We start from the raw sequence: 23110 nt of genomic DNA, 5'->3' as shown, positions 1-23110 counted from the left end.
CCTTCTTTCCTATTTCTGTCGCTTTCTGTTAGTCAACGAATCAGGATATCCGGCCGTTCGACGACTTTATTCCCTGCTTTTACTTCCAACATTGGATAATTTCCAGTATAGCTTACAATTTCAGACCCGTTTCCTCCAACAAGAATGGTATCTTCTGATTTGACTCCTGTAATACTCGGATTCCAGGCAAAAACCTGCCCTGTTTGCACAACATGATCTGCGTGCTCAGGCAACAGCAGTCTTTCTCTTGTGTTATATCCAGAAAGACCTCCCTGATGGTGATATTTCCACTCTTCCGGGTATCCCGCATCGCTATATGCAGTCTTCATCAGCTCATAAAGCGTCTGAAAGTCAACACCCTGTTGAGTAGCTGCTATCAGACGGGAATCCACCGCAATTACCCCACGGTGCCGCTCTTTTATTGTGTCAGACGGTTCGCCGAAATGTACAAGTCTGGAGGCAGATACTACCTTTCCCTTCTTCCTAGTGCAGACAACCAACATGGTATAACGTTCCAATCGATTGGAGGTTGGAAGTGGATGGCGGCGTTTGAAAGCACGATCATCCACCGCCGCCAAATTGACGATCGGTTCTAGCCCCCGATCGAGACAGCACTTGGCAAGACGTCCGGCCAGTTGATACTCACTTTCCCCCTGTTTGAGTTCAAAAGCGACTTGTTCAATCGCTTCACCAGTAAGTCTTCCCTGTATTTGAACTTCTTCCCTATCTTCCCCCGTCAAAATGGTTCGCACCTGCAGTAACTGTTCTTCTACCTGAAGATCGAGTAAAAGCTCTTGTTTGTCGACATAGTTGGAAAGAAGCAACTCAAACTGCTTTGGTTCATACCAGGGAAACACTTCCGTATAATCGAATTTCAAATCAAATTCCTCTTCGATCAGGCGCTCCGCTTCTATATTATTTACAAATAGTGCTATCTTCGTTTTCGTTACAAGAATACTTGCCGGTGATTTCTCCGATGCTGTGTTGATAAAACTTCGCCCATTTGTCAGCCATGAAATGTTTTTTTGCAAGGTCAGCAATATACCGGTTTTATTCCCTGCGGTTAACATCTCACGCAACCGGTGGACTTTCCTGTTTTCGACCATTCTTTTCAGTCCTTTCTGGTTAAATGCATGTCTCGCTTTACGAACAGCCTTATTATAGAGCTTGGAGGATAGACAAAAAGACTATACATCCATCAAATAAAACAGGGAGGCAAACTACTCTCCTCCCTGTTCATTCCCCTACATACCCTCCTGCTTATTTTTCGTGCAGCCACTTGTGAGCAGGATCTTCATAGGGATTTAATTTCCGGCCGGACTCTCCAGCCATGAACCATAAGTAGTAGACTTGATAACCGCCAGCAGCTCCAACTGGGTGATAGCCAATATCGATTGCAAAGCTGTCACCGTGTCTTATCGGATATGCTGTATCGATTTTTCCGTCCTTCGTATAATGATGCTGCACGCCGAATCCCTGTTCCGGGTTTACTTGATAGTGGTAAATCTCTTCAAGATTGGGTTCTTCCGGTGCAAATTCCCCATCATGTTTATGTGGTGGATAACCCGACCATTGTCCTTCATCGTTGATCGTTTCCCCAAGAACCATTCGGTGGACTCTTCCGTTAGCATTATCCGCAATAATATCATTTACGGTACGATTCCATTGCTTTTCACCGCGGTTATGTACGACTACTTCATCCGGTCGGACGACGAAAGGCTGATATTTATTTTCGGCCTTTACTTTACAGACTGCTATTTGCACATCCGTATCAGCAGTTATTTGATAAGAAGACTGGCACGGCAGATAAACAGTCGTAGCTTTCCCGGAGAAAACGCTTTCTCTTCCGCCCAGTTGTTTCCATTTTTCTCCTTCCGTTTCGACAGATGCCGTTCCTGTCAGAATGACTAAAGCAGTTTCATAAGAGCTTGTGTCTGCTGAAAAGCTCTCTCCTTTATCCAGTGCTAGTTTGCCAAATGCCAAGTATTCCAGGAGCTCATAATCCTCTGAAAAAATATCCCGATACCCTTTTTGATCTGCGGCTTTAATAAAACGATCCACCTGAAATCCACTCCTTTTCATCTTTATAACAACGTTGTTATTTTATTTTATATAATATTCTGATGATTTTCAAGGCTTTTTATGTTCCTGCAAAAAAGTTCGGGCATAACGAAGGCCTCTAAAAAGAAATTGCACCTGCTTTTTCCGTCGAAACCGAACCAGCCAGGGTGTTACATGTTCGCTCCGATGGAAGTACAACAGTCGAAGGCATCGGTGAGACCCACCTAGCGAGAGCTCGATTAGGCTCCCCTGCCGCCTGCGGAAAAACGCAGGGTAATTCCGCAGCGCAGGATAGCAATTTTTAAGCAATACAGAAAGGATTCAAAGTACAAGCAAGAAAGTATAGGAAAAAGTCTTTTAGAAACACAAATGGAGCACTCTAACTGTTCTATTTAACCAGTATTTCCGCTTGTCCTTGGAACGGCAGTCCAGAAGTCAGTTCACCATCAATGGTAATAAGTTGTTTCCCTTTTTCAAGCTTTGCTTCTAATGCACTTCTGGAAAACTGCAGCTTCAATTCTGGAATACCATCTTTGTCATGGTCCCCTATTTTCATAGACTTCTGATCTATAGGACGTAAATCCCCATCAAGTTTGACCTTGTTCACTTCTATATTTTCAAGGTTGATTCCTTGATCAAGTTCTATAAAAACATTCAGTTTAGGGCCTCTTTTACCAGATTTTTTTCCTTTGTTTTTCTTTATAATATGTGGATGGAGTGTGATTTCAGCCGGAAGCTGGACTTTTAGGAAATCACCTTTAATAATCGCCCCTTCAGCATCACGCTGGTAAGGTAGTTCCGGCTCCAGACTAACAAAGCTCTCATCGGTAAGGTTAACTCCTGTACTATTTTCAGTCTGCTCGCCGTCAAAGAAAAAGTTTGTTCCCGAAGCCAAATCCGCCGGATAAACATCGCTGACTGTATACGCCGTTTGATAAGAAATAAATCGATTGATGGTGAAATCAGATTCGATTCCGCCATAAGTCGAAAAATCGATATTGCCACCGGCATTATCGTAGGCAACATTGTTTTCTGCAATAACACCAGGGTTGCTGTTGCTGGTAAACCCGGCAGCACCATTGCTAAACGCTATGCTGTCCTTGATTACATGTGGTACATGGATTCCCTCCCCACCGAGTTTAAAGCCATTTTTATCACCGTCACCAACCGTGCCGTCGCTCAAAGTACCATTCTCGTAAGCAACACTGTCCTCTATCAGGACAGCACCGATTGCACCGGTACCAGCCTTTGTATATAAATCCCACCCATCATCGATATTATGGTGGGCAATACACCCTCGGAAAACATTGTTTTCTCCAGCAGTTAGTTTCGCGGCAAATCCGTCGGCATTATTGTCAGAAGGATCTCGATTGTCGAAGGATTCACTGTTCAAAACCAAATTATCAGATGGCCATTCTTCACTAGGCGCTTCCGAAATCGTTCGACTGATCTGCAAGCCGGTATCACCGTTCTCATAAAAACGACTTTGTTCAATGATGTTATGGCTGCCTCCTACCGTGAATCCCTTTGTATTCCCGGCAGATCTAGTGAAATCAATGCCGGTTACATGCCAATAGTCACCACTGAGCACAACGCCCTCCGATTTCTTGTCAAAGTCAATGACAGGTCTCGCACCATCCTCTGCGACCAAATACTTTCTTGCTTCTTCTGTACCGTCATTATATTTTTCAATTTCTAATTTTTGATTACGTTCATAGTTGCCGTCCGCCAATATGATTTTCTGTCCTGGCTGAACATAAGCAATAGCAGTATCCAGATCAAGCGGGTTTTCTTTTGTTCCGGTTCCTTCTGGCGAACCGTTAGGAGCTGCATGAATATCCCGGCCACTACGAAAGGTCTTCATGGAGACAGTGAAATTTTGTACGATTTTTTTGTAATCAGTTAAATATTGTGTATCATCAGGAACAAAAGAAATACTGAAATCATTCGCCTGATTGGCGTTAAGATCGGTTGTTATTGCCGAAGTTTCTCCCGCTTGAAGAGAATGAAAACGGGCAACCGATTCCTCTCCTTGTTTGACGGTAACAAATCCATCGACATTTGGTCTCAAGCGTAACTCATAAGCAGATTCAGAAGTTTTACTTCTTGATAACACTTCCAGTTTCGGCTTAACTGGTTCTGCAGGAGGATCCACTTTTGGCGGATCTGTAGCTTGAGCGGTAGCTTCAAATTCTATATCATGAACTTCGATGTCTGCCAGGCGGGCCGTATAAAAACCGACATACATCTTGGAGTCTTGGACATTCAGGATATCGGGTTCAAAAAAGACAGCTTGTTCGCCATCATTGATTTGGCCTGAAAATCCGCTATTAGTTTTGGACAAAGTGAGACGGTAGGCTTCTTCAGGATACGTGTTGCCTGGTGTCGGTTTTTCCTCATCCAGCATCATTTTCTGAATGCCATTGCTGCCTGCATCGTCCGGTGTCTCCACCCCTGTCCGGATAAACAGCTGTGTACCGTTTTTTTCCTGTGTACCGCCGCTGAAGCCGCCGATCGCTGCTATATTAGAAGCGAAAACGCCGGAGTCTCCTTCCTTTCCAATCGCATCCCTTGCCATGATGCCAAATGATTCCTGTCCATCATGTGCCGGACTTTTGGCGTATTCCCGAACAGTAATGTCAGCAGATAGCTGGAAATTGTCCGATTCTGCATCTACTTCTGTATAATAGAACGTAATGCCGTCATGATCTCCTGTGACTTTTCCGGCACCCGGCTCGGCTACTATCCGGACAGCTCCGTTATCCAGTTGTTCGATATAGTTTTTCTCTGGTCCTGTCGATTGCCCGAACTGAATCGACTTCCATTCTGGTTGAAGGGGATCTCTAACTGTTACATCGAAGGTAATTGGGTCGATACCATCTTTAGTTGGAATAATTTGAATCGGATAAACACCTGTTTTTCCACCATTGAACGCAGATGTATCCAGTTGGTAAGCTGTTTCATCGATTTGCTCTACATCTTGGTTATCGTACAGCTTTCCTACTTTAAGTCCCTTTGAAGTAAATTCCTCCCCAATTTGGTAGGTTGTTTTAGGGTAGCTCATCACTTTTAAACCTTGTAATTCTTTTTCTTTTACCTGAATAGTAAAGGCTGTCTCCGTCTGCTTATAAAATAGCTTCACCTGCTGATTGCCAAGCGTTTCCGTATCTATTTCAGATGCGGTAAGCTGCCTTCGCATAACCCGTTCCACATAACCATCACTGTATGTCGCTTCGACAATCAATCCTGCCAAGTCCAGCTCATCGCCCGGATAATAGGTCGTTTTCACCGGAGCCTTTTGGATCTCTAAGCCAGTTAGTTCCGCTTCCGAAACAGTGACTTGAAAGGAAACAGAAATAGCAGGGTTTTGCTTTGGCTGAACAATCACCATCTTGCCCCCTGGTTCGTTAAATCGATAATCAGCTGGGTCGATAATCTCGCCATCGATAACGAACTGTAATTGTTCTTCCTCTAATTCCTCAACCAGGTATCCTTCGTCAAACTCTGCTTCTACGACGAGTCCATCTGGTTCAAAGGTATCTTGCAAATAATAGTCGGTTTTCGCCGGATTGTATTTAATGTGCAGGTCGGTCAGTGCCAAATCCCGGATTTCCAAGTTTAACTCAGCCGAGGCTCCAGCATAATGTATCGCTATGGAAGTAGTTCCGGCTGTGGTGCTGTCAAATCCGGTAATAAAAAAATCATCCGAGTCGAGCAACTCACGGCTTCCATCTGAATAAACAGCTGTTACAAGGAGTCCTTCTAAATGGAGTTGTTCACCGATTAAATAAGATTGCTTCATATGTTCAGCATCGACTTGCAAATGGTCCGGCACCTGGTCTGCAACGTTTAAAGAATAGTCTTCAAAGGTTACAGCTGCGTCACGTGCAACATAAAAGCCGGCATATAGCTTGTCCGATAGGCCGTCAGGTAAGGAAACTGCTTGTTTTTCTCCATTTACAGCAACCTCATATGATTCTCCCGATTTTTTAATAGATAAATCATAGCTTTCCCCGGTAACCGGTGGATTACTTTTATCAAAAGGATTCATTTTGGTTAACCCAGCCTGGTTATAAAAACCGCGCATTTGATCATCCAGTCCGCCGACAGCTAAATAATTGGAAGTGATTTTACCGGAATCCCCACTGTCAGCCACCTGATCACGGACCATCAGTCCAAATGAACGCTGGCTGTCAGGACTGTATCGGTCTACTTTCACGGTTGTATGCAATTCAAAATTGGAATCAGCCGGCAGTTCCATAAAATAGAATGACAGCCCTTCTTCGCTACTGGCAATTTTCCCGCCCTTTGCATCCATACGGAAGGAACCATCTTCATGAAAGAGCGGCCGCGGATTTTTTTCTTCACTCGTATTCGATCCGAAAGCAGCAAATTGCCACTCATTATTGGTTGAATTCTTGTTGGGTCCTGCTAAAACCGAAAGGGACAGATTGCTGAATATAAGCAAACATGACGCCAAAACAAGAAACAGTCGAAAACACTTCTTCTTCATTCACTCATCTCCTCGTATATTATGTTTAGGCCCTCAAATAGAGCCTTCAGTTTTTACATTTTTTCCTGCTATCAATGTCAAAAAGTCTTGGACACCCTGAGATATTTCTAGATAATGGTCTTAGGATCATTTGGGACAATTCTTTCATCTCCTGTGGCTCGACCACACTTTAAGACTGTTTCCCAGTGTACGTGCGGAACTTCCTACTCGCAGGCTGTGCACCTTGTTCTTCGAACCTAGAAAATAGTAGCTCTAGGGCGGCTTTCGAACCAAGGATAGTACTGATACACGAGGTTGCTGATCGGCGTTCACACTAGGGATATCTCAGGGCGTCCAAGAAATAAGTACCAATGATTCTAATTTGAAAGGAGGGTATCCCCCGTGAAATTATTTGCTGGATTAGATGTTAGTTCTTTTGATATCAAGGTTTGCTTACTAAATGGTGAAGGAGATAAACTCAGAAGCTTCACCGTATCCAATGATCTACCAGGTGCAACTCTATTACGAGATTCTATTCTAGAGTGTGTCGAAGGCCAAAAAGTCGATATACTCAAAATTGGTCTTGAGTCTACGTCGGTCTATAGCTTTCATCCATCTATGTTTTTTCATAATGACGAGTCACTCAAGGCACTTGGTACACAAGTGTTTGTCATGAATCCTAAACAAATTAAGAACTTTAAAAAGAGTTATAGTGATATGGACAAAACCGATGAGATTGATGCATTTGTTATAGCTGATTACCTGCGCTTTGGCCGAGCCAATATGTCTGTTGTTAAAGAGAGCCAATACATAGCACTCCAACAGCTTACTCGTTCGAGATACCAACTCGTTCATCAGGTGACCAAAGAAAAACAGCACTTTCTTCAACACTTGAGTTACAAATGCAATACCTTTCAAGAGGAAGTGGACTCCTCCATTTTTGGTAATGCCATGATGGAACTCTTTTTCGAGAAATTCAGTTTAGAAGAACTATCTCAAATGCCATTGGAAGATCTAGCTGCATTCCTTCAAGAGAAAGGGAAGAATCGTTTCAGTGATGCCGAATGTGTAGCTAAATCAATCCAAAAAGCCGTTCGTTCTTCTTATCGATTAGACAAGGTCTTGGAAAACTCTATTGATCTCATCCTTGGCACTACTATTGAAGTGATTCGCACACTTCAAAAACAAGTAAAAGAGATAGATAAAGCCATCAAACGGATCATGGCTGGATTAACGGAAACACTTGAAACAATCCCAGGGATTGGACCTGTGTTTTCTGCAGGAATTATTGCAGAAATTGGCCAAATTGAACGCTTTGATGATGAGACAAAGATTGCTAAATACGCAGGCCTCTATTGGCGTAAAAATCAATCAGGACGTTTTACAGCTGATGATACTTCGCTATCTCGTAATGGGAATCAGTACCTTAGATATTACCTTGTTGAAGCCGCCAACTCGGTAAGAAGACAAGTTCCTGAGTACCAAGCGTATTACGCGAAGAAATACAAAGAAGTACCAAAACACCAACATAAAAGGGCACTCGTCTTAACCGCAAGAAAATTAGTACGGTTGGTTGATGCGCTACTACGCAATCACCAAGTCTACACGTCGAAAAGGAGCGTGAATGAATGAAGCATATCTAGCTTCTAAATCCTTTTTATTCCATTCCAGTAATTTACATATATTACTGGTCTAGTTTGGTGTTGCCTTTTTTGATAAAGTGTACCTTGATTATCAAATATTAATTTAATTTTTGTTTGACATATTACCGCAGGTCTTAACAAGTTATATTGCAGTGTCTTGTAACAAGCCGGAACTTTCACCACCTCCCCAAAATTAGAAAGCGCTTACAAAAGATAACAACGTTGTTATAAGCAGTATCATAAAGCTCGGCCAACAGATTGTCAACCGAGTTTTACGAAAATTCCTACAATTTACCTAGTATGGAACTACTCACCTGTAAGAAGGATTGATTTGCTTCATTAATCCATAAACTGCTCCAAGTAAATTCGAATTTTGCCTAAAATGGCAAGCGGCTATCTTTGGCTTTACAGTGGCAATATCTATCCTGCTGAGTATTTGCTCTAATTTTTCACCGATTCTGTCGGTTAAATCCGGCCTGGCACTAATCCCGCCACCAATTACTATCAATTCCGGATCGAATATGTACTGCAAGTTATACAGACCGACCGCCAGATTATGATAAAACTTGTCAATTGCGTTTATACAATCATTATCCCCGGTTTCAGCCATGGAAAATATTTTTTCTCCGGACAACGAACTGCTTTCGACTCGCTTAGCAGCTGCCACCATGCGGACCAAAGCAGCGGTAGAAGCCGTAGCACTCCACGTGTTATCTTCTTCAGAAAGTTCAGGACGTGTAAGCATGTAACCAAATTCTCCACCATGCAGATGCGCCCCTTTGTGCAAGGAACCATTTTTAATAACGGCTCCACCAATTCCTGTACCGAGGACAACCGCCAGTACATCCTGCTTGCCTCGTGCTGCTCCTTTCCAGACCTCGGCATATCCCGCACAGTTGGCATCATTCTCCATAAAAACCGGCCGGTTCGTTTTTTCTTTTACCATTTGTTTAATATTTGGTCCGTGTATATATGGCAAGGCACTCGATCCATATACAATACCCTCCTCCGATACCGCTCCAGGCGCACTGATTGCAATCCCCTTAGCATCCGCATTGGCTTCCGCATACCCCACAATTATATTGATCAATCCTTCAAGGGTATCCGGGGTTGCCGTTTTACCACTCTCCACTAATTCTGCATCTTCCTTGATCACAGCATATTTTATAAACGTTCCGCCTATATCAAAAGCTAAAAATTTTTCCATTGCTCCACCCTCTTATTTCTAAATAACAACTGCCGACTTTTTCTTCCAAGCGTAAAAACAAAGAAGACAGCCTGTGGCTGTCTGTATCTGCTTGAATATGCCTTACCGTTTAGCAGACTTTCGCCGTTTGGTCTGAGTTTTGGGTGGGAGATAACCACGTTCGTAAACCCTGTCCTTTTTACAACCATGTAAAGCCGCCAACGCGTCAAAACCCTCAACCTGTTGATGCTTGATAGCTTCTACCATCAGTAACGCTGCTGCTCTGGCATCTTCCAGAGCATTATGATGAAAGAACTCGATTCCATTATGTGCTGCTACTGTATGCAATTTATGATTCGACAATTCCGGCCAAACCTTTTTGGACATGGTCACTGTACAGAGATAGTCGAATTCAGGATAAGTCAATTCGTATCGATCCAGGGTCTGTCGCAGAACACTCATATCAAAGCTGGCATTATGAGCGACGACCAATCGGCCGGATAAGTATGGTATCAAAGTGGGCCACAGCTCATCAAAAGTTGGAGCATCCACCACGTCTTGTTCGCTGATGCCGTGGATATACGTATTAAAGGAATCAAAATCCATCAATGGATTGATCAAGCTATAAAACTCATCTATTATCCCATTCTCATCAGCTATGACAATGCCGACGGAACAAGCACTGGTACGGTAACGATTTGCCGTTTCAAAGTCTATTGCCGCTATTTGCAAAATATTCCCTCCATATGAGGCTTTTTCCTCGCTTTTCACTCCTATTATATAATAAGTCATGCGGACAAACAAAAAATATTTCCGCCCAGAAAATGTCAATTTTTCTTTTCCCTATCATTCCGGACCTGTCATACCGTTGATAGAAAGCCACTATATTAAGATAAGGAGAGAAAGGCGCTATGACCCGGCTAATATAATCTTCCACAAGATACGGTGTTCTGATTTTGAATGATCCATGCCATTTTAACAAAGCAGCATACAATCCTTTCGTACTATGGATAGTTGTATTAGAAACGTTTTATGTAGTAGGTAATAACACCGATGTTTCCACGAAAAGCGAAGTACCTTTTTAAAGTGCTTACCACCACTCTTCTTAAGAGAAAGCAATTCACAGTTACTATTAAAATTTCAAAAACCGAACGGATTCGCATCCTAGTAAGATCGAATCATCGTTCGGTTTTTGCTTTGGCCACTATGCTTTTGTTCCAAACTCTCTCTTGTGTAACTAGTTGTGTTGAAACCGATACTGCCAAATCTTTCAACATCTATTTTGTTCTTTAGTGTTTATGCTCTGTTCACGTTTTAGCCAACCATATACTGCACCAAGTATATTGGCATTCTGGCGAAAATGGCAAGATTCAATGCGCGGTTTTATTTTGGCCAAATCGATCAGACGCAGTATCCTGTCCAACTTGCCGTTTATGTGTTCAATCAAGTCCGGACGTGCACTTATTCCACCTCCGATAAGTATGATTTCCGGGTCATAAATATATTGCAAATTATAAATACCGATCGCCAATAAATGGTAAAAACCATCCACCGCTTCCCGGCAAATTGGATCGCCGTTTTCAGCCATTTCAAATATTTCTTCTCCTGTCAGCATGGATGGCTCAATCCGCTTTTGCTTTGCAACCTTTTTAACAAGCGCTTTCATGGAAGCAATCCGGCTCCAGACATCATCGCTGCTTTCGATATCAGAGGTAAGCAGCATGTAACCGAATTCTCCCCCGTGCAAACGATCTCCTTTATGCAGCTTCCCATTTTTTATGACAGCTCCGCCGATTCCCGTCCCGATAACCATCACCATGACATCCTTTCGCCCTGCAGCGGCCCCTTTCCAAATTTCTGCATAGGCAGCACAGTGGGCGTCATTTTCCATAAAGACCGGAAGACCAGTTCTTTCACCGATTAATGCTTTCATGTTCGGGCCATGCAGATAATGAACAGCACTTGAACCATAGACAAAACCAGCTTCGGATACAGCTCCCGGCGAACTCACTGCAATCCCGGCAAGGAATGGTTGGGACGTTGCTTGCGATTCAAGAAAGAACAGCAATTCATCGATCGTTTTCGGTGTCTTTATTTTGCTGCTTGACTGGATATCCCCCTCTCTAGTAACTATTCCATATTTCAGAAATGTTCCGCCTATATCTATTGCCAGAATATTGCCCATGGTTTCCCCCCTCTTCTCTTTTTTTAAAACGGGCTGACTCCTTTTCCATGTTATTCCTTATGCACAAACGGATGTCTCACTTATACTCCCCAACTATTGTTTCGAATTGCCTTTCAGCAATCAATTTTTGATACCAGTAGGCGGATTTTTTAAGCCTGCGGTTCCTGTTATCTTCTAAATTGATTTCGACCAGACCATAACGATTTTTAAATGCATTCATCGGGGAAACATTATCAGAAAATGCCCACAGCATATAGCCCCTACAATTCACACCTTCTTCGACTGCTTTAAGCAGCCATTTTAAATGGTCACTGATAAACTCTATTCGGTAATCATCCTCAATCATGCCATCCTTATTTTTAAAACGCTGTTCCTTTTCTACTCCCATTCCATTTTCGGCAATGAACCATTCGATGTTTCCATATTCCTCTTTCATTCGAAGAGCCATATCGTACATGATTTGTGGATAGATTTCCCATCCTCGGTAAGGGTTCATTTTTTTGCCGGGCAGGTCAAATTTCTCGTAGTAATAAGCGGGATGAAAAGGGATCCGTTCATTCCAGGCTGATGTCCGTGCCTGTACACGATGCGGAAAATAAAGATTGAGCCCAACATAATCGACCGTATTGCTTTGAATGATTTGCAATTCTTCTTTGGTATGCTCAAATGTTATATCATGTTTTGCCATTAAATCGAATAGTTCCTGTGGATATTCCCCTTTGATAGAGGGATCCAGAAAGGCACGATTAAAAAACAAATCGTAGATTCGGGCCGCCTCCTGGTCGTGAGGGGACGTAGAACGGGCATAAGTGACCTCCGGATTTAGAATAACACCGATTTTAGCCCCGTATTTTTGATTGAGCTCCATTTCTTTGAACAAAGAAACCACCTTGGCTGTTGCCAGTGCTTTGTTAAAGTTCCATTGCATCCATTTCTTTGTATTCTGTTCAAATGGATAACGAATGGCATCCAAGTAAACCCTCGTCTGTACGACAACCGGCTCATTGAAAGTGAACCAGTGTTGGACTTTGTCACCATATCGCTCGAACACCCTCTCCGCATATTTTACAAATAGCTCGACAACATGCTTGGATCCCCAACCACCATAGTTTTCAAATAAGACTGCCGGTACCTCGTAATGCTCCAGACAAATCATCGGTTCTATTCCGTTGGCAATCAATTCATCGATCATGTCATCGATGTAGGCGGCATAATCTTCATCCACGACAGTATTTTCATAATCTACTAGAAATCGAGACCAATTGATGGAAGTCCGGAAATGCGTCAGACCGATTTCTTTCATATAACCGATGTCCTCCTTGTAACGGTTGCGAAAATCGGTCGCTACTGCTGGTCCATACCCTTCATGCCAGACGTTTTGATTGTTTTTGTACCATAAATCCAAATAGGAATCCTGACTATCTTTTTTTCCTGACCAGCCTTCTGTCTGCCAGGCGGAAACGGCCGCACCGATCATGAAATCCTCAGGTACTTGAATCATTTTTGTTTGCATGGTTTATCGCTCCTTTTATGAAATAACGGAATTCAGTAATACAAATTCTGGTGGTTCATTCTACTTTGGCAGTGTTCCATTTTCGAAATTCTGTTGGTGTCATCCCCACAAACTTTTTAAATACTTCTACAAAATATTTGTATTCATGGTAACCGACCTGCTCTGCGATTTCCCTTACCTTAAAAGGGGTATCAGCAAGTAACGTCTTCGCTTGTTCAACCCGAAGTTCCTTCACGTATTCATTAAAATTCTTTCCAGTTCTTTGTTTGAACAAAGAACTGAAGTAATTCGGAGAAATATTGATAACATCGGCTACTTCGTGGGCTTTAATATCTGAGGTGTAATATTTTTTAATGTAGGCTTCTGCACGCTCCATCAACCAGTCATTGTTTTCGGCACGAGTCAATTGATACTGCTCCATCAACAATTGAATATCGTTTTCGAACAGAATCCGGATTGCTTGATACGTGTTGTGGTACTGAAAATCGAGCGAGTGATGAAGAGATGGCGTCCTATCGATCTGTCTTCTCATCAACCCCTGACACCTTTCGTAGGCAGAGGAAACAATCTCTCGAGCTGCAGTGGCCGTTTGCGAAAGAGAGCGGGAATTTAAACGAAAGCTGTTAAATAACTCATCCGTAAGATCCCTTATCTTGTCCCGTTCTCCGCGCAAAATGGAATCGATCAGCCTATCACTCGGAAAATCTGATGACTTGCAACCGCTGTGCCAAGACTCGGGAACTGGCAGATGGATGATTCCTTGATCTGCCAGTGGCAAAAATGATAACGATTGGTCAAACTGGCGATATACATACGCTAGCTCATTCAGCTGAATATATCGGTTATGGAGAAGAGCGTATAGCGGAAACTCCAAATAATTTATCCCGGAAACCAGGAGGCGTTCAATCTCTTCCGTCTTAATTCCTTCCTTTTTTACAATCAGACAGGTCAACAACATATTTTCTCCGGTAAAAAAAGAAATACAGTTTACATCAATCGTGGTAAACAACTCGGAAATGCTTTGTTCCCAGTGACGTTTCCATTCAGTTAGCTGTTTGTGACTTTCTTCTGTTAGAAGAACCGAGTAATCCTTGATCAAGGTGACAAAAGGGAATAGCTTTACTTTTTCACTAAGATTTTTGTCAGGAAAATGACTGACTGGTGTATCCATCACCTGGTAGTATAGTTCATTTCTGATGGCTGACAGTTCCATCTGAGCATGGCGGAAACGTTCTTCCAGGATTTCTTCGGACGTTTTTCTTACCACCGTAATCAATTCATCTATGTCTACTGGTTTTAGTAAGTAATCTTTCACACCAGCGTGCATCGCTTGTTTAGCATAATCGAAGTCATCATAACCGCTTAGAATGATGATACGGATTGCAGGATAGTGTTCAGCTAAATAAGCAGCAAGCTGTAAACCATCTTGATTCGGCATTCGCACATCGGTTACGACGATATCAATGTCATCAGCAGCGTTTATTTTTTTGATTGCATCTAAGCCGTCGTGTGCTGCTTCCGCAACTTCGATAGTGTATTTTTCCCATGGAATTGTTTTTGTCAATCCATTGCGGATAATCGGTTCATCGTCGACAATGAGCATTTTACACGTCATTCCAATCACCCGGTTCCTTTTTAATCTTCTGTTCCGGTCTCTTATTCAGCAGTGGCAGCTTTACTTGCATCCAGGTTCCATTCCGGGAAGGGATTTGCTTTATCTTCCCCTCCTCTCCAAAGGCCAGCAATAATCGTTCATGAAGCTGATTCAGCGCAAAACCGCTGCCCTCATTTCCAGTTTCATCGTACGATTGGAAGCCTGCCCCATTATCCACCACATCAATCAAAATTTGATTCTCCTGTCTGTATCCCCTGATACGGAGTTCTCCCTGATAGGAAACGTTTTTAAATCCATGGCGTATACTGTTTTCCACCAGTGGCTGCAGAATCTGTTTGATACTATATGCCCCGCCAATATCCGCTTCATAAAAAATACTGTATCGAAGACGGCTCCCCATCCTGCTTTTCTGTAGTTCGAGATAATGCCGAATATAAGCAAATTCTTCATCTAATTTGACCCACATATTCCCTTTATTCAAGTTCATCCGGAACATTTTTGACAGCTGTTCAATCAAATGTCCTGTTTCCATCGCATTTTCCAACCTTGCTGTCCAGCGAATCATATCCAATGTATTATACAAAAAATGAGGGTCTATTTGGTTTTGCATGGCTTGTAGTTCAGACTCTTTTTGTTTGATTTTCAGCTTGTATTCCTGGTTTATATATGTCTGGATCGTTTTCACCATCTGGTTGAAGCGCATACCGAGCTTTCCGATTTCATCATTTGTGTTTACGGGGACATTGGCATTGAAATCCCCATTTTCCAGCTGTTTGGTTTGTTCGGTAAGTTCTAGGATACGTCGGATATTGAAAAAATAAAATCCAGCAAAAGCAACGGTGCCCAATAACAATAGCAACAAAATCATGTCAACAAGGAGAGACCGTACATTATAAAGTTCCTGAACTACTTCTCCCTGGTTGACGACTGCCACTGAAAACCAGTTCATTCCGTCTATTTTCTTTTTCACGACTAAATAACGGTTGTCCTTTGTTTCATAGCTGATCGATCGCTGACTGCTTGCGATAATTCGATCGATCAGTGTCTGATCAGGGAACGGTTTACCAACCATGTTTTCATCCGGATGCAGTACTACATCGCCTTGATCCGTCATGACAAAAAAGTACCCCTGGCCACCTGCAGTGTCGCCTTTAACCGTTTGGTATAAATCCGCCTGATCCAGTCGAATTCTTACCCTTCCGATTGGCTCTGTTATATGGTTGAGATCGTTTATTTCTCTCGAAAGGCTTATTACTTGTTTTTTTCCTTCCCAATCGCTGTCGACCTGATAGGAACCGCTCCAGGACAGGCCACCGCCTTTCTTTGTGGCTGCCTGGTCTAATACAGCTTCATCCGCTGTGACTGGATTGCCAAAATGAAGCTTGTTCCCACTGGCTGATTCCAGCATGATAGAATCGATATAATCAAAAGACGTTAACTGAAACGTGAAGTACCCTTTTATGCCCTCTTCAGCCCGCTTGTAGACTTCACTCGTCATTTCCGATTTTGAAGAAGAGAAAAAAGTGCGGAAATTTTCGTCGTAAATCATGAAGGAAGTCATGTTTTCTACATTTCGTATAACCGATGTCAACGTTTCTTCACTTGTTTCCAAGCGTCCGATAGTATGATCGGCTGCTTGTTGTTTAAACGCTTTTGTTGTTTGGTAGTAGATCAAAGCACCGAAAAACATCGTCGGCAGAGTGATCAATACCAGGAAAACGGTGGCAAACTGTTTTTTCAATCCCCATTGGCGGAACATTAGCATCCATCCTTGACCGAGTACTAGCTCTATCTTATCCCTTAACCGCCCCAGCTGTCATACCTTTTACGATTTCTTTTTCAAGCATTAAATAAATAGCGATTATCGGGATCAGTGACATGGTCAAACCTGCCATTTGTGCTCCATAGTTGGTGGTGAACTGACCGGCAAAATTTGCCAGACCCAACGGCAGTGTCTGGAAAGCCGGGTCATTGATCAGTACCAGGGCAAAGGAAAATTCATTCCAATTATAAATGAAGTTAAGAATGACTACCGTAGCAAGGGCCGGTCGGGACATCGGCAGCACGATGGACCAGAAAATCCGAAAAATACCACAGCCATCCATAATCGCCGACTCCTCAATGTCCTTAGGAAAAGCTTTCATAAAGCTTGTTAAAATAAAAATCGTTATCGGCAAATGAAAAGCAATATAGGGAAATAACAAGGTGACCGGCGTATTCAACAATCCGAGATTACGCATCAGGATAAACATGGGAACCAGGGTAGCATGAATAGGAATCAGCATTCCGAAAATAAAAAATGTATAAATGAATTTACTCATTTTAAACGTGAATCTTGATAAAAAGTACGAGGCTAAAGCCCCTGTTAATACGGTGATAACAGTAGCAGCGACACAGATGAATATACTGTTTTTAAAAAGAACACCAAAATTGGCTATCTCCCAAGCATTTTGATAGTTTTCCAATACCAATTCTCTCGGAAATCCGAATTGGTTAACAGCAAATTCACTTTCCGACTTGAATGAATTGATGACCATCCAGATTATTGGATAGGCATTCACAATGGCAAACAAGATTAGAATTGTATAAATCAATAGCCGTTTCCAACCAGGTTTTTTGCGGCCTCTTTGTTTTTCAACCTGTGATCCAGCGGCCGTTTTCACTGTCGTTTCCATCTTGTTCCTCCTTTTTATAACATTTTACGTCCCAGTAATTTGGTGACAATAAAAATCAAAATTAAACTGAAGAAAAATATGACAACGGATACTGCGCTTCCATATCCATACTGCAGCTGGCTGAAGGTTTCATTGAACATATATAACGCCATAACGTCCGTCGAGTGGGACGGTCCGCCGTTTGTCATGACGTAGATTAAATCGAACGTTTTCAAACTGCCGGCTATGCATAGAATAACCGCAACGATGATGGTATCCCATATCATCGGAACCGTGACCTTCCAGGTTGTCGTCCATTCTGAAGCTCCATCCATTCTTGCTGCCTCTAATACCTCTTCCGGTACATTTTGCAAAGCAGCAAGAAAAATGATTAAATACAGGCCGACAAATTGCCAGATAACCGTGACACAAACAGCGATCATCGACCAGTTCGTATCGCCTAGCCAGTTTTGCGCCAATCCGCCTAAGCCCAACGCCCGGAGTAATTCATTGATCAAACCATTTTCCGAGTTATAAATCAGGCTCCAGGTTAACGAGATGACCACAGTGGACAAAACGACGGGCAAAAAACCAATTGTCCGGAAGATTTTCAATCCCTTCAACTTTCTGTTCAACAGCAATGCAATAAACAAAGCAATTGGTACTTGCCCCAGTACGGATGCCAATACGACATAAATGTTATTTTTCACCGAATTCCAAAACAGTCCGTCTTGGAACAATGCTTGAAAATTTGCCAAGCCCACAAATGACATTTCGGAAAATCCATTCCATTCCATCACCGAATAATAGTACGATTGAATAATTGGCAGAATGGCAAACACACTATAAATCAAGATGGCAGGTAATAAACCGATGATGATGGCCCCTTTTGCTTTTCCGGCTGCCTGCATCTCCATTCCTCCTTTTTTTCATGGGAAAGGCCGCCATAACGGCAGCCTATCGCAATGAAATTGTTTTACTCCGTTTCTTTCTCCATCTCTTCCGCTAATTCTTCAGGCGTTTTTTCACCAAGCGTTATGGACTGTAAACCATTATTAATAATATCGGTCAGTTCCGGTGTTAAAGTTGCATCATAGACAGGTGCCAGTCCGCCTTGTGCAAAGCTGTTGGCTTCCTGAAATACCTGTGGGATACTGTCGTCCATTTCTACGTCAGCCGGCACGATGATATTGGCTTTGACTAGCTTTTGGAACATTTCATCACTGTAGAAGTATTTTAGAAATTTAAAAGCTGCTTCCTTTTTCTCTCCACTCAAATCACTGTTCAAGGCAATACCGCCACCTGCAACTCCTGCTATTTTGGCAGGATCACCGTTCCCTCCTTCAAAGGATGGAAACGGGGCTACTCCGATTGCATCTGGATTTTCTACACTGTCCAGTATTGGACCAATTGCCCACGAACCAGCGAAATGCATAGCCGTGTTGCCACTCACAAACTCACTTCTCGATTGCGCTTCGTCTATTGTGTTCATATCCCCATTAAAAGCATCCATTTTCGATAATTCTTCAATGACAGACAATGCTTTGACAAATCGTTCATCAGTGAAGGATGCTTCACCATTCAAGGCTTTTTCCAGAAAATCGCTTCCGGTATAACGGTCTGCAATCGTCGATATATATACCGACTGAAGCGGCCAAATCGCTTTGTTTCCAAGTGCGATAGGTGTGACGTTCTGTTCTTTCAATTTTTCGATCAGACTTTTCAGTTCTTCGTAAGTAGCAGGAAACGTATCAAAACCTGCCTCTGCCAATGCATCTTTATGGTAAAAAATCAGGCTGGTTTCACTGATATTTGCCGGAATTGCATAATGCTCTCCATCGATGGCATAATCCTTCAAGATTCCTTCCGGGATTTTTCCTTCCCATTCGTCGACAATTTCATTCAAGGAAAGCAGTGCGTTGCCCTCTACCAATGGAGCAATTCTAGTACCCGGCCATACCCGGAACATATCAGGAAGCTGCTGTCCTGCAGCTTGTGTGCGTAGCTTTGTTTCATACTGATCATGCGGGATGCTTTCGACTTTCACTTCGATCCCTTCGTTTTCTTCATTGAATTTCTTGATCATGTCTTTGTAAACGGTGTTCTCTGGGCGATCCTCCGTCCAGTCATTCCAAACGGTCAGTTCTACTACATCACTGCCAGAAGCTTCGTCGCTTTCTCCGCCACATGCAGCTAAACTGATCAATACAAGCATACCTGCCAACAGCCATCCTATTTTTTTCATTACATATCTCCTCCTGATTGCTAGCGCTTACATTGTATTGTAACAGCTTTCATCATTCTCACTATCCTGCAAATCTACAAAATCATCCGAAAATTTACGAACTTGAAAAAAGATATATCCTGAAAACTCCGTTTCATTCTTTTTTGTTTGATGGGTGCTTCACTTCGCTACTCCGAGAAACGGTGGTTTCTATGATCATGGCTTCAACTTCCTCAGAAAGCGAAATATCTCCCGATGGTGTTTGGCACCAATATTTCTAAACAGAAAGTTAATTCGCAGGTTATAATAAAAATCCAAAAGGAAAAACCGAACGGGTTCGAAGAATTTCGAATCATCGATCGGTTTTTCTTTTGCCACTATTTTTTTCCAGACATGTTTCAATGTAAATGTACTCATGGACCTGTCGTTCCATAAATATGTCAAACTGTATTTTACTTCTCTTATTCGTTTTCCTTCCGGTTTTTTTCTTCCTGGAGAAACTGTATAAACACGGACATGGCTAATACCGGTTGTTTTTTGATGGTTTCAATAAACCCTCGTTTTTGGTAATCATTGACTACGTCACTTGCCTCAATTCGCTCTACAATTTGATCACTGCTGACCTTCCTGATTTCTTTACGGATCGCTTTCGCTTCTTTATACAACGCTATACCGATGGATCCTAATAAAGCAAACAGTAAGAGCACATAGACCATTTCGGTCCCTGCTCCATAACGATAAAGAAGGATGAATAAGTTAAATACCGAAAAAACGATTAACGGAATGGATACAAGCGTAAAAATCGTATTCTTTTTTATCAACGATTTTACCTTGCTCATCACTCCTTCAATTTCCTGCTGGATATATCCAGGCATGTTCTGGAACATAAAGTTATTCATCACCGACTTACCCCCTTATCTGTTTTCAGGTATTTATCATCCAACCTTTTTTCAATCCTCTCCACTTCCTGTGAATTCCTGGTTAACTCTTGTTTATTTTCTTCTACTAATGTCGAAAACGAAATATTCTTCCTCACGTTCTTTTCCTCCTTAAAAGCTAGTTCGCCTATAAAACAAAAAGACCTATACCGATAGCGGTATAGGCCTGTATAAATTAAAAAACGACCTATACCTCTCAACAGGTAAGGTCTTGCTAACAACGAAAAGTTGCCAACAAAGCCGAGAGTGAAAAACTCTGTATTGACGACTTTGCCGTAAAAGCTACTCCCCTTAAAGGATTATTAACTTATGACTAAATAATAGCAATGTTGTGTTGAATTGTCAAACTATTATGTCCGTTTACATAATAGAAACCGCGCTCCTTCTCTATGATTGGTTTCCAGCGCTGCCGTCCGGCGAAGATTTTTATTCGCTTGTAAGAAGCCTGATTTCTTTCTTTTTTTAGTCCGAGAAGGGATAATACATTTTAAGGAGGAATGATACCATGAAATGCAAAATAAATCGCAATGCCGCCAAAAAAATCAAGCAATGGCTTGCCGAGGATGGAGAAGAAGGACAAATGCTCCGTGTTTTTGTTTCCGAGTTCCATGGAAATCATGCCCATTACGACCTGACGCTCGATTATCCGAAAGAACATGACGAAATCGTTCATACAGATAAAGAAATCGATGTGTTGATGGATAGCAGGGAAGATTTTCTGGACGGCGTATGGATACAATACTTTTATATACCTACCGAAGGATTTAAAATCACGAATTCCTCGAAGGGCCACCCGCCCCATATTCATTAAAATCAATGAGGCCGGGACAAAAGCATGGCTACTAAAGCAAAAACCGAGCGAATTCTAAATGCCAATCAAATTCGTTCGGTTTTTTTGTGTATTCTCGTTTTATCCTGTGGTTTGATGTGTGCTTCAAATCGCTACAGCAAGATACTACGCGTTCCCGCGGAAAGCGAAGTATCTTGCCGGAGTGGAGAGTCGCACTTTTCATAAGAGAAGGGTAGGACGGTTTGCTTTTTGTTAATCAAAAAACCCAAACGAATGGTGGAACCGTTCGTTCGGGTTTTTTTGGTTACGATGCTTTTGTCCGACGCTCATTCTTTGCAGAAAAAATAGAAAAAATTTTTATTGTTTTATTCCAAGTTTGCATTCGAACCATAGAAATGGAATGCTAATATAACTCATCTGCAATCACGCAGACCCAAAGACTCCGATTGTGGTGAGAAACACAACAATAATAGTAATCGGGATAAGGTAACGCATCAGGTTTTTCCATATAGAGTACCAAGGAGAAGCCAGCCCTGAACTAAGCTTAAATTCCTGTTCCACCAAGGAACTCTCCATCCGGTATATAATAAAGACAGCGATTAGCAGACTGCCCACCGGAAGCAAAATGTTACTTACCAGATAGTCGGTCGCATCAAATACAGTCAGACCGAATAGATGGAAACCGCTTATCGTACTAGAAGAAAGGGCAGCTGGTATTCCGGCAAAAAAGACCACAATCCCGGCGATTAGCGTAACTGGTTTTCTGCGTCGTTTCCCGCTTTCTGTGAAAGCAGAAACAATGATTTCCAGCAGACTGAAGGAAGAAGTCAACGTAGCGAATAAAAATAATAACAGAAACAGACATAAAAACAGTTCACCAAATGGCATTTGGGAAAACACAGATGGTAGTACAATGAATAGTAAGCCAGGTCCTTCTGTCGGTTCAAGTCCAAAAGCGAAAACAACCGGAAAGATTGCCAGTCCGGCCAGAAGGGAAACAAAGATGTTCATACCCGCAACACTCCCAGCCGATGACGGGATGCTCACTTCCTTATTCAGATAAGAGCTGTATGTAACCATGCAGGAAAAACCAACAGCCAGAGAGAAAAAGGATTGTCCCAAAGCATACAGTACCCCTTCAGCTGTTATATTCGAGAAATCGGGCCGTAAGAAAAAGCGAACCCCTTCCATGGCGCCATCCAGCGTCAAGGATCTTACAACCAATATGATGAAAAAGATAAATAACAGCGGCATCAACAATTTGCTTGCCTGTTCGATCCCCTTCTTAATTCCGAATGAAACAACGATGATATTAATAAGCAAAAATAGGGCGAGGCCGATTAACGTAACCAGCGGACTTCCAGTGACAGCACCAAACATTTCCGCATAGTCAGCAGAATCGGTGATCACCGTTCCGGGAATTGCTCTGGCACTGTATATCAATACCCAGCCTCCCACTACACTGTAAAAAGACAAAAGCAAAAAACAACCTACTATACCAAGCCTACCAATCCAAGGCCAGTGGGAATTGGGTGCAAGAACTTTATAAGCCGTGACGGCTTCTTTACCTGCTCCTCTGCCTATTATGAGCTCAGAAATCAACAAGGGCAGTCCGATTAATACTGTAAAAACAACAAATAGTAGAAAAAACGCTCCACCGCCGTTCATCCCGGTAACATATGGAAATTTCCAGATCGCGCCGAGGCCGATTGCCGCCCCCGCCGTCGAAAGGATAAATCCTATTTTTGAAGACCACTGCTCTCGATTTGTTTTCATAACATCCCTCCAATGCTGCTATTTTAATATAAA

The 23110-nt window shown here is 42.4% G+C and carries 17 protein-coding genes; 2 read left to right on the top strand and 15 right to left on the bottom strand.

The window, feature by feature from the left end; all coding sequences use genetic code 11:
• Positions 1 to 32: 32 nt before the first annotated feature.
• The 3 genes from ERJ70_RS07495 to ERJ70_RS07485 form a co-directional block, all read right to left on the bottom strand.
• Positions 33 to 1106, bottom strand: coding sequence for a M24 family metallopeptidase (locus ERJ70_RS07495; RefSeq protein ID WP_209368319.1), 1074 nt, complete (start codon positions 1104 to 1106; stop codon positions 33 to 35).
• Positions 1107 to 1260: 154 nt separating this feature from the next.
• Positions 1261 to 2061 (bottom strand): 5-deoxy-glucuronate isomerase, encoded by an 801-nt coding sequence (iolB, locus tag ERJ70_RS07490; RefSeq protein ID WP_209368317.1) that lies wholly within the window; start codon positions 2059 to 2061, stop codon positions 1261 to 1263.
• A 388-nt stretch (positions 2062 to 2449) separates the two neighbouring features.
• The gene (locus ERJ70_RS07485; protein ID WP_209368315.1) at positions 2450 to 6574 is read right to left on the bottom strand and encodes a right-handed parallel beta-helix repeat-containing protein; all 4125 of its coding nucleotides are present in this window, start codon (positions 6572 to 6574) and stop codon (positions 2450 to 2452) included.
• Between the two features lie 381 nt (positions 6575 to 6955).
• Between ERJ70_RS07485 and ERJ70_RS07480 the strand changes: the two genes are divergently transcribed.
• On the top strand, positions 6956 to 8185 hold the full coding sequence (locus tag ERJ70_RS07480) for an IS110 family RNA-guided transposase (protein ID WP_209367978.1): 1230 nt from the start codon (positions 6956 to 6958) through the stop codon (positions 8183 to 8185).
• A gap of 321 nt (positions 8186 to 8506) precedes the next feature.
• Here ERJ70_RS07480 and ERJ70_RS07475 read toward each other — a convergent pair whose 3' ends face one another.
• From ERJ70_RS07475 to ERJ70_RS07425, 11 genes are all read right to left on the bottom strand, one after another.
• Positions 8507 to 9403, bottom strand: coding sequence for an ROK family protein (locus ERJ70_RS07475; protein ID WP_209368314.1), 897 nt, complete (start codon positions 9401 to 9403; stop codon positions 8507 to 8509).
• Positions 9404 to 9505: 102 nt separating this feature from the next.
• Positions 9506 to 10114: a 3'-5' exonuclease gene (locus ERJ70_RS07470; protein WP_209368312.1), complete on the bottom strand. Its 609-nt coding sequence runs from the start codon at positions 10112 to 10114 to the stop codon at positions 9506 to 9508.
• A 538-nt stretch (positions 10115 to 10652) separates the two neighbouring features.
• Positions 10653 to 11567, bottom strand: coding sequence for an ROK family protein (locus ERJ70_RS07465; RefSeq protein ID WP_209368310.1), 915 nt, complete (start codon positions 11565 to 11567; stop codon positions 10653 to 10655).
• 76 nt (positions 11568 to 11643) lie between these two features.
• Positions 11644 to 13080, bottom strand: coding sequence for a glycoside hydrolase family 1 protein (locus ERJ70_RS07460; RefSeq protein ID WP_209368308.1), 1437 nt, complete (start codon positions 13078 to 13080; stop codon positions 11644 to 11646).
• A gap of 55 nt (positions 13081 to 13135) precedes the next feature.
• Positions 13136 to 14695 carry a response regulator transcription factor gene (locus tag ERJ70_RS07455; RefSeq protein ID WP_245208191.1) on the bottom strand — a complete coding sequence of 520 codons (1560 nt, stop codon included), beginning with the start codon at positions 14693 to 14695 and terminating at the stop codon, positions 13136 to 13138.
• Positions 14685 to 16454 (bottom strand): cache domain-containing sensor histidine kinase, encoded by a 1770-nt coding sequence (locus ERJ70_RS07450; protein ID WP_209368305.1) that lies wholly within the window; start codon positions 16452 to 16454, stop codon positions 14685 to 14687. Before ERJ70_RS07450 ends, ERJ70_RS07455 begins: the two co-directional genes overlap by 11 nt.
• A gap of 34 nt (positions 16455 to 16488) precedes the next feature.
• Entirely contained in the window at positions 16489 to 17370 is an 882-nt protein-coding gene (locus ERJ70_RS07445; protein WP_209368303.1) for a carbohydrate ABC transporter permease, read from the bottom strand.
• Between the two features lie 14 nt (positions 17371 to 17384).
• The gene (locus ERJ70_RS07440) at positions 17385 to 18260 is read right to left on the bottom strand and encodes a carbohydrate ABC transporter permease (protein WP_209368301.1); all 876 of its coding nucleotides are present in this window, start codon (positions 18258 to 18260) and stop codon (positions 17385 to 17387) included.
• 65 nt (positions 18261 to 18325) lie between these two features.
• Entirely contained in the window at positions 18326 to 19594 is a 1269-nt protein-coding gene (locus ERJ70_RS07435; protein ID WP_209368299.1) for an ABC transporter substrate-binding protein, read from the bottom strand.
• Between the two features lie 440 nt (positions 19595 to 20034).
• Positions 20035 to 20472: a DUF5392 family protein gene (locus ERJ70_RS07430; RefSeq protein ID WP_245208190.1), complete on the bottom strand. Its 438-nt coding sequence runs from the start codon at positions 20470 to 20472 to the stop codon at positions 20035 to 20037.
• Positions 20472 to 20609, bottom strand: coding sequence for an FbpB family small basic protein (locus ERJ70_RS07425; RefSeq protein ID WP_209368296.1), 138 nt, complete (start codon positions 20607 to 20609; stop codon positions 20472 to 20474). Before ERJ70_RS07425 ends, ERJ70_RS07430 begins: the two co-directional genes overlap by 1 nt.
• A gap of 407 nt (positions 20610 to 21016) precedes the next feature.
• Here ERJ70_RS07425 and ERJ70_RS07420 point away from each other — a divergent pair, with 407 nt between their 5' ends.
• Positions 21017 to 21322 carry an iron-sulfur cluster assembly accessory protein gene (locus ERJ70_RS07420; RefSeq protein ID WP_209368294.1) on the top strand — a complete coding sequence of 102 codons (306 nt, stop codon included), beginning with the start codon at positions 21017 to 21019 and terminating at the stop codon, positions 21320 to 21322.
• 402 nt (positions 21323 to 21724) lie between these two features.
• On the opposite strand, the gene ERJ70_RS07415 is transcribed toward ERJ70_RS07420, so the two are convergent.
• Positions 21725 to 23077, bottom strand: coding sequence for a sodium-dependent transporter (locus tag ERJ70_RS07415; protein ID WP_209368293.1), 1353 nt, complete (start codon positions 23075 to 23077; stop codon positions 21725 to 21727).
• Positions 23078 to 23110 lie beyond the last annotated feature (33 nt).

This window comes from Sediminibacillus dalangtanensis (genome assembly GCF_017792025.1).
Taxonomy (GTDB): domain Bacteria; phylum Bacillota; class Bacilli; order Bacillales; family Amphibacillaceae; genus Sediminibacillus; species Sediminibacillus dalangtanensis.
This window is presented reverse-complemented; position numbering and strand designations above follow the sequence as displayed.

What these genes read in the sequence shown, in the direction of transcription:
- ERJ70_RS07495 (WP_209368319.1), bottom strand. Translation starts at nt 1,106, where the DNA reads ATGGTCGAAAACAGGAAAGTCCACCGGTTGCGTGAGATGTTAACCGCA.
- ERJ70_RS07485 (WP_209368315.1), bottom strand. Translation starts at nt 6,574, where the DNA reads ATGAAGAAGAAGTGTTTTCGACTGTTTCTTGTTTTGGCGTCATGTTTG.
- ERJ70_RS07475 (WP_209368314.1), bottom strand. Translation starts at nt 9,403, where the DNA reads ATGGAAAAATTTTTAGCTTTTGATATAGGCGGAACGTTTATAAAATAT.
- ERJ70_RS07465 (WP_209368310.1), bottom strand. Translation starts at nt 11,567, where the DNA reads ATGGGCAATATTCTGGCAATAGATATAGGCGGAACATTTCTGAAATAT.
- ERJ70_RS07460 (WP_209368308.1), bottom strand. Translation starts at nt 13,080, where the DNA reads ATGCAAACAAAAATGATTCAAGTACCTGAGGATTTCATGATCGGTGCG.
- ERJ70_RS07455 (WP_245208191.1), bottom strand. Translation starts at nt 14,695, where the DNA reads ATGACGTGTAAAATGCTCATTGTCGACGATGAACCGATTATCCGCAAT.
- ERJ70_RS07450 (WP_209368305.1), bottom strand. Translation starts at nt 16,454, where the DNA reads ATGTTCCGCCAATGGGGATTGAAAAAACAGTTTGCCACCGTTTTCCTG.
- ERJ70_RS07445 (WP_209368303.1), bottom strand. Translation starts at nt 17,370, where the DNA reads ATGGAAACGACAGTGAAAACGGCCGCTGGATCACAGGTTGAAAAACAA.
- ERJ70_RS07440 (WP_209368301.1), bottom strand. Translation starts at nt 18,260, where the DNA reads ATGCAGGCAGCCGGAAAAGCAAAAGGGGCCATCATCATCGGTTTATTA.
- ERJ70_RS07435 (WP_209368299.1), bottom strand. Translation starts at nt 19,594, where the DNA reads ATGAAAAAAATAGGATGGCTGTTGGCAGGTATGCTTGTATTGATCAGT.
- ERJ70_RS07430 (WP_245208190.1), bottom strand. Translation starts at nt 20,472, where the DNA reads ATGAATAACTTTATGTTCCAGAACATGCCTGGATATATCCAGCAGGAA.
- ERJ70_RS07420 (WP_209368294.1), top strand. Translation starts at nt 21,017, where the DNA reads ATGAAATGCAAAATAAATCGCAATGCCGCCAAAAAAATCAAGCAATGG.
- ERJ70_RS07415 (WP_209368293.1), bottom strand. Translation starts at nt 23,077, where the DNA reads ATGAAAACAAATCGAGAGCAGTGGTCTTCAAAAATAGGATTTATCCTT.